The sequence below is a fragment of the Luteibacter sp. 9133 genome (assembly GCF_000800155.1).
Taxonomy (GTDB): domain Bacteria; phylum Pseudomonadota; class Gammaproteobacteria; order Xanthomonadales; family Rhodanobacteraceae; genus Luteibacter; species Luteibacter mycovicinus.
Genome location: NZ_JUHO01000001.1, coordinates 1,150,728 through 1,162,886 on the forward strand (window position 1 = coordinate 1,150,728; position 12,159 = coordinate 1,162,886).

Genomic DNA, 12,159 nt, shown 5'->3' on the forward strand with positions numbered 1-12,159 from the left:
GACACCTCGACCGGGCGTGCTAGCATCCGGACACTATGCTGACTTCCGACATTCTCGATACCTTCCGCGGCCTGCTCGACGAGGCGAAAGCCAGCGGCGACCGCGAGCCGACGGCGATGAATCTCGCCACGTCCGACGCCAGTGGCCGGGTGCACTCGCGCATCGTGCTGCTCAAGGGCATCGATGAGCACGGCCTGCGTTTTCACACCAACCGCGAAAGCGCGAAGGGCCGGGAGATCGCCGAGCATCCGCAGGTCGCGCTGTGCTTTCACTGGAAACAGATCCGCGAGGGTGTGCAGGTGCGTTTCGAAGGCTGCGTGCAACGGCTCGACGACGCGGAATCGGACGCTTATTTTGCCAGCCGTCCGCGTGGCAGCCAGATCGGTGCATGGGCGTCGAAGCAGAGCCAGACGCTTCCGGACCGCCAGACCTTCGAGGAGCGCGTCGCGCATTTCGAGCAGGAGTTTGCCGGGCGTGACGTTCCGCGCCCGCCGCACTGGGGTGGCTACCTGATGAAGCCCGACCGCGTGGAATTCTGGTACGGCGCCACCTTCCGTCTGCACGAGCGCATCGTGCACGACCAAGACGATTCGCGGTGGTCCACGCGCATGTTGTACCCCTGAGTTACAGCAGCAAACCCAGGTCTTCGGCGCGACGCACGAGTTCCACCGTGCTGTGTACGCCGAGGATCTGCATGATCATGTATTTGTGCGCCTCGACCGTTCGTGCCGACAGGCCCAGCTGTTCGGCGATCTGCCGCGAGCGCAGGCCGGTTCCGACCAGACGCAGCACCTCGCGCTGTTTGGGCGTGAGCTCGCGCAACTCGTTCGGTGGCCGGCTGGTGGAATGCACACCGAGCGACGGCGTGACATACGTGCTTCCCGCGAGCACTTCGCGCAGTGCCAGCAGCAGTTCTTCGCCCGCGGCCATCTTCAGCACATAGCCGTTGGCGCCGGCCTTCATCGCCATCGCGGCGAGCGCCGGTTCGGCATGCATGGTGAGGAAGACGAACGGCGTATTGTCGCCGCGTGCGCGCAGCGCCTTGAGCACTTCTAGCCCGTTGCCGCGTGGCATGTTCACGTCGGACAGCACGAGGTCGGGCGCCTCGCGGGCGATCGCTTCCATCAGCGTGCCACCGTCCTCGACCAGGGCGACCAGGTCGTAGGTGTCCTCCAGCAGGCGCTCGATACCCTGGGCGACCATGCGATGGTCGTCCGCGAAGACGATGCGCGGTGGTCCATCGTGATTCAAGGGTGATGCAACGGTATGCGTATGCATAGTTCGACTCCTTTACCTGGTGCACTGCGGAGGTCGAAGCTGCCACCCAGCAGCTTCGCCCTTTCACTCATGCTGATGAGACCGATGCCGGAGCGGTGAAACCGAAGTTCGTCCGGGTCGAATCCCTGGCCGTCGTCCGCGATCCTCAATACCGCCTGTCTGTCCGAAACTGCCACCGCGATGTCGACGCGGGAGGCCTCGGCATGACGCAGCGCGTTTCGTAAGGCTTCCTGGGCGACCCGATAGAAACACAGAGCGACCTCGCCGGGTAACGCGGCAACCTCAGGCGGTACCGACAAGCTTACATCGGGTTCGCTGGCGTGCCGCGGCGAGGCGCACAACGCCTGCAGCGCTTCGCGCAGTCCGGCATGGCTCAGCCAGCCCGGATGAAGCTGGTGCGACATCAGCCGGAGGTCCTCCGACAGCTCGATGACCTGGTTCTGCAGGGTGTCCACGTCGGTCGAGGCGGGTGGTGGAAGGCGGCGCCGCAAGGCGCTAAGGCCGATGGATGTCGCAGCAAGTCGTTGATTGATATCGTCATGAATGTCGCGCGCCAGGCGCGCGCGCTCCTGCTCCTGGGTGGCGATCAGGTGGCCGGCCAGCTCGCGCATGTCGATCCGCGCGAGGTCCAGGGCACGCTGGCTGGCGTGGCGTTGTTCCACGATGGCGCTGACGACCAGGGCGCAGAACGTGGCGCCGAGCGTCCACAGCTGCACGCCGAGGGTCGTGCTCTGCAGGCTGTCCGAGACGAAGGGGCCGTGCCGGTCGACGCTCAGATGGGCGGCCATCACGACGATGACGAACATCGCCGCCGCGCTGCCGGCCATCTGGGCACGCAGGCAGGCGGCCGTGAGGATCGGTGCCGGGGCAAGGCACAAGAGCGGCAGCAGACCGGGCCGGTCGCCGAACGCGTACCAGACCGCGCCAAGCAGGGCGATGGACGCGGCCATTCCCAGCAGGAAGACCACTGACAGCGGGCCCGAGTGACGGACGGCGGCGTCGGAACTGCGCACGCTGATCCAGGCCGGCACGTACAACACGTAGCCCAGCGAATGGGCCAGCGCGACGTTGAGCCAGTCGCTGAGGATGACGCCGGGGAAGACGGTGTACGGGGCGACCAGTCCGATCAGCGTCGCCGACCCGGCCGGCAGGGCGACGATGGCGATCGCGCCGAAGGCCGTCAGCTTGCCGAAGTCCTGCAGCAGCGGCGCGTCGCCCCGCACCTGCAGCAGCAGCCACGCCGCGGGAGGGACGAGGGCCATGGCCGCGACCAGGACCATGCAGGTATCGAGCACGGGCAGGCGGAACAGGCCGACGCAGGCGCCGATCAGACCGGCCAGCGCGGATGCCGTCAGCCACGGCCAGCGACACGGCGGCGAGACGAGCAGGGCGCCGAGCAGCACGGCGCCCGGGAACCAGACGATGTGTGTGCCGCCCTGCTGACTCCACAGCGCGGCCGACAGCAGCTGCGCGGCCGCTGTGCCGACGAGGACGCCGCCGCACCACTGGGCGGTGCTGCCCGTCGCGCGTTTCATGCGCTGCGGCACAGGCCCTCCCGACACGTCCGCAGGGCCGGACCCGGCGCGCCGCGGTCATACCAGTCTGGCGTGCGCGTGTCAGACATGCCGGGCGCTCCAGCCGTGAATGATCCGGCGCAGCTCGGCCAGGCCGTCGGTCAGTGCCGCCGGACCCGGCTGCAGGATCAGCGGCGATTTCACCTCGTGGAGTTCGCCGTCGCGGATTGCCGGGACGTCCTCCCACCCCGCGCGTGCGGCGACGTGCTCGGGGCGGAAGCGCTTGCCGCACCACGAGCCGATGATGATCTCGGGCGCCGTCGAGACGATCTCCTGCGCGTCGCCGATGATCCGGTCCTTCGCCAGCGGCTGGGTGGCGCGATGCGGAAGCACGTCGTCCCCACCGGCCAGCGTCACCAGTTCGGAGACCCAGCGAATGCCCGAAATGTAAGGCTCGTCCCACTCCTCGAAATACACCCGTGGCCGTCGTGGCAGACGCGCGGAGGCTTCCCGCGTGGCGTCGAGGCCGCGCTCGAGCTCATCGGCGAGCGCGTTCGCGCGGGTGGCCGCACCGACGAGCGCGCCGAGGCGGCGGATGTAATCGAGGATGCCTTCCACGCTGCGGTGGTTGGAAATCCAGACCTCGACGCCGTCCTTGATCAGCGCCTGGGCGATGTCCGCCTGAATATCGGAAAAGCCGATGGCGAGGTCGGGTTTCAGCGCCAGGATCCGGTCGACCTTCGCGCTGGTGAAGGCGCTGACCTTCGGTTTGTCGCGGCGCGCTTCCGGCGGGCGCACGGTAAAACCGCTGATCCCGACAATACGGTCCTGCTCACCGAGACGGTAAAGCGTTTCGGTGGGTTCCTCGGTGAGGCAGACGATGCGGCGCGGGCCCATGGCGGTTCCGGTGCGGGACAGACCCCGATTGTCGTCGCTCGTGGAGCCGGGAGCCAACGCGGGGCTTTTCACAGATCGGCAGCCTGCGTCAAAGCTTTACCCGGTCGCCCTGGCCGATAACGACATAACGGACACCGGTGGTGTCGCCTTCGGACAGCTCGCGGGCGATCAGGGCGCGCGGGTCGCGCCCCGGTTCCAGGCTGGGCTTGATGTGGTCGATGATGACGGGAAGCCCGTGCAGGGCAAGGGGGTCACCCGCCTGCGTGGCCAGGGCCGCCAGCTCACGGTGAAGCCATGCGGGCGTCATGTGTCCGAACAGCTGTGCGTCGGGTACATCGCCGGGCGACGATACCTCGATCTGCAGGCCCTTCAGCCGATGGGCGCGCACCAGTGGCGCCAGCACCTGCCAGATGTCGGCAAGCCGATGCTGCCCTTTCGAAAGCGCGTCCGGGCCGGTATCGCCGAAATACGCGTAATACGCGTCCCCGTGGCGCAGCAGGATCATCGACGACACGGCGCTGTCGTGCCACAGCGGATAGATGGCCGCCTGCATCGAGGTACCGGCGACCTCGAACCAGCGACCGGGCGGTTCGGCGGTGAGCGTATACCGGCCGATGGCGGGCGCCTTGCCGGTGTTGGCCAGGTTGGGCCAGGCGTCCCAGTTGAAGTAATCGGCGCTGAGGCGTTCGGTGGTCGAGGCGAGCCCGTACAGCGGCTTGCTGCCGCGATCGTCGGGCGATGCGATGACGAGGCCGGCGATATGGTCCAGATGCGCGTGGCTGATGAAATAGCCCGCGATGCCGTTGCGCAACACGTTCCCGGCCGCCGCGAGATCGCTGCCATGGGCCTCCGGCAGCGCGCCGTGCGCCAGGGCGACCTGGATACCCGAGACCAGCGTTCCGGCGTCGAGGCCGAGGTACCTGTCGTCACCGGTGGCCTTGAGCAGGTACGCCGAGAGGTTGTCGGTGCGGATGCCGCCTTCGACGCCGAGCGCGACCAGCTCGAACGAGGGCGCGACGTCGGTGGGAGAAGGAGGCGATGCCGTGGCTGCGTCGGCTAAGGGGAAGGCGAGGGCGAACCACGCCGCGCGGATCAGGGGCAGGGATGTCATGCACGCATGATCGCCGCTCAGGGCGTCTCGATCCAGCGCCCATGCTTGCGGATTTCCAGCGGATGGAAGCGCCGCTTGTAATCCATCTTGGGATGCCCCGCGATCCAGAACCCGAGGTACACGTACGGAATGCCGCGGCGCTTTGCGAGCGCCACCTGCTGCAGGATGCCGAAGGTCCCCAGGCTTCGCGCCGATTCGTACGGATCGAAAAACGTATAGACGGCCGAGACACCGGCCAGCGCGATGTCGGTCACCGCGACGCCGAGCAGACGTTCGCCCTGGCGCATTTCCAGAAACACGGTCGGGCTCCAGGGCGCGGCGAGAAAGCGCTGGAAATCCTCCGCATCCGCCGCGTCCATGCCGCCGCCAGGATGTCGCGCGCGAAGATAGCGCTCGTAGAGTTCGTGGCGTTCGCTGGTGAAGCCCGGCAGCGTCTCGGTCACGCTGATATCGGCGTTACGCGAGGCGCAACGGCGCTGGGTGCGGTCCGGCGTGAACCGATCGGCGTCGATCCGGCAGGGCACGCAGGCCTGGCAGGCGGCGCACTGCGGCAGGTAAAGGTGCCCGCCGGCGCGGCGAAAGCCCTTGGCCAGCGCGGGCCCGTAGAGCTTGTCCAGATGCGGCGCGCCGGGATCGACCACCAGGTTCTGTGCCGTCCGCTCGGCGAAATAACCGCAGGAATGCGGCAATGTCTGAAACAGGCGGACTCGATCGGTCATGGACCGATCTTATTACGCCCGGTGGTGGACGGACATCCAGTGCGTGATGGTGCCGGTGGCATCGGTGACCGGTTCGAGTTCCAGGCGGCCCTGCAGCACGCCGCCGTCGGCCTTGCGCAGGGCGACATCGATGCGCGCGGCTTCGGCGGCGTCCAGCGTACCCGCGCGACGGGCGAACATGGCGTCATCGCCCACCAGAATGCTGCCGATATGCAGGCCCGCCAGGCTCTCGACGCGATGCCCGGTGGCGCGGACGAAGGCGTCGTTGACGAAGACGATCTGGCACTGGCGCCAGTCGGCATGGCTCGCGTCGGTGATGACGATGGCGTCGGGCAGGCGGGAGAGCGACGCACGCATCAGCGCGAAGCTTTGCTGGTAATGCTTGCGCTCCATCATCTCGATCAGCACGCGCAGGCCGCGGGCGGAGTCGAGGTGCTGGCGCGACCATGGCCGCGAGCGACCGCGCACCGTTTCCTGCCACGACGAAAAACTCTGCCGGGGCGACAGGCGCGCGCCGGGGATGACCTCGAGCTTGGCCAGTGAGGGGTTGCCTGCCCAGCGTACGTTGCGCACCTGCTCCGCGCGCGTCCAGACCACCGCGTTATGCGAGTCGGCCTGCAGCGGCATGAAGATCACGCCCGCCGCGAGACCGGCGAATTCGGGTCCGGCCAGCTCGGGATAGTGCCTGCCGACCTCGTCGGTATTGAGCACGCCGGTGATGCTGTCGGCCATCATCGGCGTATCCGACGTGCCGACGACATCGCGGATTCGCAGTAGGGCGGCTTCGTCGGGCAGATGGCCATGGCGGATGACGCGGTTGCCGGCGAAGATCGCCACGCCATCGGCGTCGACCACCTCGAGCAATTCCGGTGCGAGCGTGGCCAGCAGTTCGGGATCGATGCGATCGCTTTCGTTGAACGCGGTGATCAGCTTTTCGCGGACCGTGAGCAGGGTGCTCTCGACCTCGATCTTATCCATCTCCTCGATCGCGGCGACGCGCGTGGCGAACGCGCGCGCGACGGAATCGGCCACCTGACGCATGCGGTGGTCGCAGAAGAACGGGCTGTAGTGATGGCAGGCGATCAGGCCCCAGAGGCGGCCGTTCGCGATGATCGAGGCAACCAGTGTGGCGGTGACCCCCATGTTGCCGAGGTACTCCAGATGCACCGGCGAAACGCTGCGCAGTGAGACATCGCTGAGGTCGGTGGCTTCGGACGTCTGCGGATCGTAGGGCGGGAGAATGCGCGATGGGATGTACTTGCAGTCGCTGATCTGGCGGACCCGGTTGCGCAGGTACAGCGCGCGCGCCTGCACCGGAATGTCGGTGGCGGGATAGTGCAGGCCCAGATAGGGCTCCAGCTCGTCCTTGCGCGACTCCGCGACGACTTCGCCGTGCCAGTCGTGATCGAAGCGGTAGACCATGACGCGGTCGTAGCCGAGCAGGCCACGGATGGTGCGCGCGACACGCGTCGCCGCGCGCTGCACGTTGCCGTCGATTTCCAGCTTGTGCGTGAGGTCGTAGGCGACGCGGAGCGGATCGTCGTCGAAATAGTCTTCGCGCGGCTCGATCTCGATCATCCAGCGCGTGTCATAGGCATGCACGGTGGCATACCAGCCCGACTTGTCCACGTCGTGCGGGAACACCACGGGGACCCAGGAGCTGTGCGCCGGCCGCTCATCGTCGATGAACAGGTCGTCGGGGAGGCCGATCACTTCGTGGAGCGGCGCGTCCAGCACGGCGTCGAGGTCGACACCCAGCACGTCGGCCGCGTTTTCGCTGATTTGCAGAATCGTCCGCGTCGCCGCGTCGGCCACGATCAATACCCCATGGGGCTGGATCGAGCCGGGGATGTGGATCGGCTCGCGGTCGCAGGCGTTGAGGTCGGGCAGGTCAGACATGCGCGGCAGGCTCCATCAGGGTCTGTCGAAAGCGGGCGAACATGCGTCGCGCACCGTCAACGGCGGCGCGACGCGAGGCGTCGTCATGCAGCTGGGTGTCGAGGATGTGCTGGAAACGGCGCCAGGCCGAGGGGGCTTCCTCGCCGATGGCGTAGAAGCGGTGGTCGCGGTCCGGGTAGAGTTCGCGTAGGCGGCGGACGATCAGGCGACCGCCGAGGGCGGAGCCTTCGATGACGTAGAGTTCGCCCCAGCAGGTCGCGGAGTCGCGGGTCGAATCGCCGGAAGGGCTGGCTCCTACAGGGGCAGAGGCAGGAGCGTCGCGAGCGGGGCTCGCTCCTACGGGGGCAGGGGCAGGGGCAGGGGCAGGGGCATCGCGAGCGGGGCTCGCTCCTACAGGGGGGGCGTGACGTTCGACGGGGCGGCTCGTGTAGGAGCGAGCCCCGCTCGCGACAGCCAGATCGCCCCGCAGCAACGACGCCCGCGACACATAGCTCCAACCCGCCTGAGGTACGACGTCAGCCAGCCACCCGGCACGATCCGCCTCCCACTCATCAAACAACCCCAGCTGCGCACGCAGCAGCGCCTCATACCCCGCCACGTCCAGCTCACCGTCCATCAGCCGGCGCATGCCGCCCGAGGCTTCGGTGTCCTCGTGCGCTTCGCGGGTTTCCTCGCGCAGCAGGAGATGGGCGGGGCGCGGCGCCACGATGTCGTCCACTCAGAGGACCTGGGTGGCCTTGAGGAACACCACCAGCATCACCCCGGCGACGATGGTCAGCACCATCAGGCGCACGCGGGACGCGGTGCGCTGCGCGACCGGACGGCGGTCCGGCGTGCGGTGCAGCTGGAGTTCCTCCTGGAAACGCACGACCGGTTCGATGCCGATGTCCTTCAGCAAGGCGCGGGCCTGCGGAAAATCGTCGGCGCTCTTTACCCACACCTGCGGCCAGGTATCGCGGTCGGACTGGCGCTGCGAATAGCTGAAGCGCTGGTAGGTCGGGCGATTCCAGGTCGAACGGTTGGTGACGGTCGTCTCGATCGCGTGCTCGGCGAGCAACGCGACGATCCGGTCGATGTTTTCGGGGCGGGGGGAGGTATAGATCTGGCGCATGGCCCGATTCTACGGGATTGCCGCCCCGTCCGCCGTTCAGTGAGCCGGTGTCGCCAGCACGCCCTCGACATCCTTCAGGTGCCCGTCGTTCGGCAGCGGTTCGATGCCGATCAGGTGGGCGAGCAGCGGGTAGACGTCGACGTTAGGGAACGGCGCGATGGTGACGCCATGGCCGATCGACGGACCGTGGGCGACGAACAGCGCGCGCATGGTCGGGTCGAGATTGTCGTAACCGTGCTCGCCGCGCGACATCGGCCCGTTCCGCTTCGCCAGCTGCTCGTGGCTGGTGATCGCCCAGCCGGTGTCGGCGAGGCACAGCAGCGCCGGTACGCGGCGGTGGGTGCCGTAGTTCAGCCGCGCCGGCAGGTCTTCCTTCCGATAGCAATGCATGTGCTCGTGCGGACCGAGCAGCCGCGCCACGGCGGCGGACGAGTCACGATCCGGCTTCGGGTTGAAGGTGGCCATGACACCGAACGACACCGCGTCGAGCGCGTCGAGGTCGGTCTCCTGGTCGGCGAAGACGATGTTGCCCCTTGGCACGTCGGCCATGCCGTGGTCGGACAGCACGATCAGGTTCATCCGGTCGTAGAGCCCGCGCTGGCGCAGCTGGGCGATCAGGTAGCCGAGCGCATCATCCACTTCGCGCAGTGCGGCGTTCACCTCGGGGGAATCCGGCCCGAACTCATGGCCCGCGTGATCGACCGCGTCGAAGTACAGCGTGTCGAACACCGGCTTCGGACCCGCCTCGTCGATCCATGAGAGCAGCTTGTCGACGCGGGCGCGTGAGGTCAGCGAATCGTCGAACGGAATCCAGTGGTCCGGGCGCACGCCGTGAATCGCGGCCTCGGTACCTGGCCAGAACATCGTCGCCGTATGCAGACCCTGTTTCTGCGCCGTCACCCAGATCGGTTCGGCATCGGCCCACCAGCGGCCGTCGCTCGTCGCCGCGCGGTTGGCCAGGCTGAAGCTGCCCAGCGCCGGATCGCTCATCGTGTTGTTGACGATGCCGTTGTGGTCCGGCACGCGTCCCGTCACCAGCGTGTAGTGGTTGGGGAAGGTCAGGGACGGAAACGACGGCAGCATGTAAGGCGCACGGGCGCCGTCTTTCGCCATGGCGATTAGGTTCGGGGTCAGTCCCCGGTCGAGATAGTCGGGGCGGAAGGCGTCGATCGAAACCAGCAGAACGGGGGGATGGGCGGGAGCGGTAACCGGACGCGTGGCGCAAGCGGTGACGGCCAGCGTGGCGATCAGCGTGAAGATCGCGGCGAGGCGGGAAAACGTGACGTTCATGACGGAAAACGTAGGCTCTGAGCTAATCAATACCTACCATCATGGCGGACTCTCATGACCAATTCATCACGCAACATCTTGCTGTCGGTGCTGTTCGTCGCCGTGCCCGCGCTTGCGGCCGCGCAAACCCCGCCCGCCAAGCCCGCCCGGCCCGCCGCGGCCGCTCCGGCTGCGACACCGCCTCCCCGCGCGGTGGTGTCCACGCCGTCGCAGACGGCGCAGTTTCAGCGTCAGGTCGATCGTCAGCAGCTGCAGAACGCGCAGAACCAGAGCAATGTGCGCCAGCAGCTGCAGCAGAACAACACGGCGATCCAGCGGACCAATACGACTGACCCGGCCATGCGCAACCAGCTGGACAACGCACAGCGCAGCCAGCAGCAACTGAACCGCGCGCAGCAGGATTCGGCCGCGCGCAAGTACGAGACCACGCCCTCCAACCGCGGCGCCGTCGCCCCGTCGCGACCGTCCACCAGCGGCCAGTAAGCGCCGGCTTTGCTGCGCCGCCGCTGGCGGGTGGTGGCGCGGCGCGCCCATAATCCGGGATTCCCCGAGCTCCGGAGCATCCCGATGACGGCTGTCACGCGCATCGACACCACCCGCACCATCCGCGCGCCGCGCGGCACCGAACTGACCTGCCGCAGCTGGCTGACGGAAGCGCCGTTCCGCATGCTGCAGAACAATCTCGATCCCGAGGTGGCGGAAAACCCGGCGGAACTGGTGGTCTACGGCGGTATCGGTCGTGCCGCGCGTAACTGGGAATGCTTCGACGCCATCCTGCGCAGCTTGCGCGAACTCCGCGACGACGAAACGCTGCTGATCCAGTCAGGGAAGCCGGTCGGGGTGTTCCCGTCGCACCCCGACGCGCCGCGCGTGCTGCTTGCCAATTCCAACCTGGTGCCGGCGTGGGCCGACTGGGAGCACTTCAACGAGCTCGACCGCAAGGGCCTCATGATGTACGGCCAGATGACCGCCGGCTCATGGATCTACATCGGCTCGCAGGGCATCGTGCAGGGTACCTACGAGACGTTCGTCGAGATGGGGCGTCAGCATTACGGCGGATCGCTGGCCGGTCGCTGGATTCTGACGGCGGGCCTTGGTGGCATGGGCGGCGCGCAGCCGCTCGCCGCCTCTCTGGCAGGCGCCTCGTCGCTGACCATCGAATGCCAGCAGAGCCGCATCGATTTCCGCCTGAAGACGCGCTACGTGGACGAGCAGGCCAGCGACCTGGACGACGCGCTAGCGCGGCTGGATCGCTACGCGAAGGAAGGCCGCGCCGTGTCCGTGGCGTTGCTGGGCAACGCGGCCGACGTGTTGCCGGAGCTCGTACGCCGGGGCGTCCGTCCCGATGCCGTCACCGACCAGACCAGCGCCCACGACCCCGTCAACGGCTACCTGCCGTCCGGCTGGACCGTCGAGGAATGGTTCGAGCGCCGTAAGGCCGATCCGACCGGCACCGCCCATGCCGCCAAGGTGTCCATGCGCCGTCATGTCGAGGCCATGCTCGCCTTCCATCGGCAGGGCGTGCCGACCTTCGACTACGGCAACAATATCCGTCAGATGGCCAAGGACGAGGGGCTGAGCGAGGCGTTCGCGTTCCCCGGCTTCGTGCCCGCCTTCGTGCGACCGCTGTTCTGTCGCGGCGTCGGGCCGTTCCGCTGGGTCGCGCTGTCAGGCGATCCGGAAGACATCTACAAGACCGACGCCAAGGTGAAGGAGCTGATTCCCGACGATCCGCATCTGCACCGCTGGCTGGACATGGCGCGCGAGCGGATCAGCTTCCAGGGCCTGCCGGCGCGTATCTGCTGGGTGGGTCTGGGGCAGCGGCACCGGCTGGCGCTCGCCTTCAACGAGATGGTGCGCAACGGCGAACTGAAGGCGCCCATCGTGATCGGCCGCGACCATCTCGATTCCGGCTCGGTCGCCAGCCCGAACCGGGAAACCGAAGCCATGCGCGACGGCAGCGACGCGGTCAGCGACTGGCCGTTGCTCAACGCGATGCTCAACGTGGCGGGCGGGGCGACCTGGGTCAGCCTGCACCACGGCGGCGGTGTCGGCATGGGTTACAGCCAGCACAGCGGCGTGGTGATCGTGGCCGACGGCAGCGAGGCGGCGGACAAGCGGCTGGCCCGCGTGCTGTGGAACGACCCCGGCACCGGCGTGATGCGTCACGCGGATGCGGGCTACGAGGATGCCGTGGCCTGCGCAAGGGAGCAGGGCCTGAACCTGCCCATGATCTAACCCCAAGATGTAGGAGCGCGCCTGCGCGCGACCCGGATATCGCGCTCCGCGACCCGGATATGGCCACGCGCGCGACCCGGCTATCGCGCGCAGGGCGCGCTC

12 protein-coding genes are annotated in these 12,159 nt (G+C 67.7%); 3 read left to right on the forward strand and 9 right to left on the reverse strand.

The window, feature by feature from the left end; translation table 11 throughout:
• Positions 1 to 35 precede the first annotated feature (35 nt).
• On the forward strand, positions 36 to 623 hold the full coding sequence (pdxH, locus tag FA87_RS04925; RefSeq protein ID WP_043692771.1) for a pyridoxamine 5'-phosphate oxidase: 588 nt from the start codon (positions 36 to 38) through the stop codon (positions 621 to 623).
• Position 624: 1 nt separating this feature from the next.
• Here pdxH and FA87_RS04930 read toward each other — a convergent pair whose 3' ends face one another.
• From FA87_RS04930 to FA87_RS04970, 9 genes are all read right to left on the reverse strand, one after another.
• On the reverse strand, positions 625 to 1,278 hold the full coding sequence (locus FA87_RS04930) for a response regulator transcription factor (protein WP_081907558.1): 654 nt from the start codon (positions 1,276 to 1,278) through the stop codon (positions 625 to 627).
• Entirely contained in the window at positions 1,248 to 2,813 is a 1,566-nt protein-coding gene (locus FA87_RS19730; RefSeq protein ID WP_156128494.1) for a sensor histidine kinase, read from the reverse strand. The genes FA87_RS04930 and FA87_RS19730 overlap by 31 nt, the downstream gene beginning before the upstream one ends.
• An 81-nt stretch (positions 2,814 to 2,894) precedes the next feature.
• Positions 2,895 to 3,689: an ABC transporter substrate-binding protein gene (locus FA87_RS04940; RefSeq protein WP_043692775.1), complete on the reverse strand. Its 795-nt coding sequence runs from the start codon at positions 3,687 to 3,689 to the stop codon at positions 2,895 to 2,897.
• Positions 3,690 to 3,777: 88 nt separating this feature from the next.
• Positions 3,778 to 4,800 carry a 3',5'-cyclic-nucleotide phosphodiesterase gene (locus tag FA87_RS04945; RefSeq protein ID WP_043692776.1) on the reverse strand — a complete coding sequence of 341 codons (1,023 nt, stop codon included), beginning with the start codon at positions 4,798 to 4,800 and terminating at the stop codon, positions 3,778 to 3,780.
• Between the two features lie 17 nt (positions 4,801 to 4,817).
• Positions 4,818 to 5,519 carry an arginyltransferase gene (locus FA87_RS20925; RefSeq protein WP_043692778.1) on the reverse strand — a complete coding sequence of 234 codons (702 nt, stop codon included), beginning with the start codon at positions 5,517 to 5,519 and terminating at the stop codon, positions 4,818 to 4,820.
• A 12-nt stretch (positions 5,520 to 5,531) separates the two neighbouring features.
• Positions 5,532 to 7,418 (reverse strand): PAS domain-containing sensor histidine kinase, encoded by a 1,887-nt coding sequence (locus FA87_RS04955; protein WP_036115144.1) that lies wholly within the window; start codon positions 7,416 to 7,418, stop codon positions 5,532 to 5,534.
• Positions 7,411 to 8,136, reverse strand: coding sequence for a biliverdin-producing heme oxygenase (locus FA87_RS19735; RefSeq protein ID WP_052191149.1), 726 nt, complete (start codon positions 8,134 to 8,136; stop codon positions 7,411 to 7,413). The genes FA87_RS04955 and FA87_RS19735 overlap by 8 nt, the downstream gene beginning before the upstream one ends.
• On the reverse strand, positions 8,137 to 8,529 hold the full coding sequence (locus FA87_RS04965) for a hypothetical protein (protein ID WP_036115141.1): 393 nt from the start codon (positions 8,527 to 8,529) through the stop codon (positions 8,137 to 8,139).
• Between the two features lie 36 nt (positions 8,530 to 8,565).
• Positions 8,566 to 9,819 carry an ectonucleotide pyrophosphatase/phosphodiesterase gene (locus tag FA87_RS04970; RefSeq protein WP_043692781.1) on the reverse strand — a complete coding sequence of 418 codons (1,254 nt, stop codon included), beginning with the start codon at positions 9,817 to 9,819 and terminating at the stop codon, positions 8,566 to 8,568.
• Positions 9,820 to 9,873: 54 nt separating this feature from the next.
• Between FA87_RS04970 and FA87_RS19740 the strand changes: the two genes are divergently transcribed.
• On the forward strand, positions 9,874 to 10,302 hold the full coding sequence (locus tag FA87_RS19740) for a hypothetical protein (protein WP_052191150.1): 429 nt from the start codon (positions 9,874 to 9,876) through the stop codon (positions 10,300 to 10,302).
• A gap of 84 nt (positions 10,303 to 10,386) precedes the next feature.
• The gene (gene hutU, locus FA87_RS04980) at positions 10,387 to 12,057 is read left to right on the forward strand and encodes a urocanate hydratase (RefSeq protein WP_043692787.1); all 1,671 of its coding nucleotides are present in this window, start codon (positions 10,387 to 10,389) and stop codon (positions 12,055 to 12,057) included.
• Positions 12,058 to 12,159 lie beyond the last annotated feature (102 nt).

Bases quoted from the DNA above. Each gene is read 5' to 3' on its own strand.
- FA87_RS04940 (WP_043692775.1), bottom strand. From the start codon at position 3,689: ATGGGCCCGCGCCGCATCGTCTGCCTCACCGAGGAACCCACCGAAACG.
- hutU (WP_043692787.1), top strand. From the start codon at position 10,387: ATGACGGCTGTCACGCGCATCGACACCACCCGCACCATCCGCGCGCCG.
- FA87_RS04930 (WP_081907558.1), bottom strand. From the start codon at position 1,278: ATGCATACGCATACCGTTGCATCACCCTTGAATCACGATGGACCACCG.
- FA87_RS19730 (WP_156128494.1), bottom strand. From the start codon at position 2,813: ATGAAACGCGCGACGGGCAGCACCGCCCAGTGGTGCGGCGGCGTCCTC.
- FA87_RS19740 (WP_052191150.1), top strand. From the start codon at position 9,874: ATGACCAATTCATCACGCAACATCTTGCTGTCGGTGCTGTTCGTCGCC.
- FA87_RS04945 (WP_043692776.1), bottom strand. From the start codon at position 4,800: ATGACATCCCTGCCCCTGATCCGCGCGGCGTGGTTCGCCCTCGCCTTC.
- pdxH (WP_043692771.1), top strand. From the start codon at position 36: ATGCTGACTTCCGACATTCTCGATACCTTCCGCGGCCTGCTCGACGAG.
- FA87_RS20925 (WP_043692778.1), bottom strand. From the start codon at position 5,519: ATGACCGATCGAGTCCGCCTGTTTCAGACATTGCCGCATTCCTGCGGT.
- FA87_RS04970 (WP_043692781.1), bottom strand. From the start codon at position 9,819: ATGAACGTCACGTTTTCCCGCCTCGCCGCGATCTTCACGCTGATCGCC.
- FA87_RS04955 (WP_036115144.1), bottom strand. From the start codon at position 7,418: ATGTCTGACCTGCCCGACCTCAACGCCTGCGACCGCGAGCCGATCCAC.
- FA87_RS04965 (WP_036115141.1), bottom strand. From the start codon at position 8,529: ATGCGCCAGATCTATACCTCCCCCCGCCCCGAAAACATCGACCGGATC.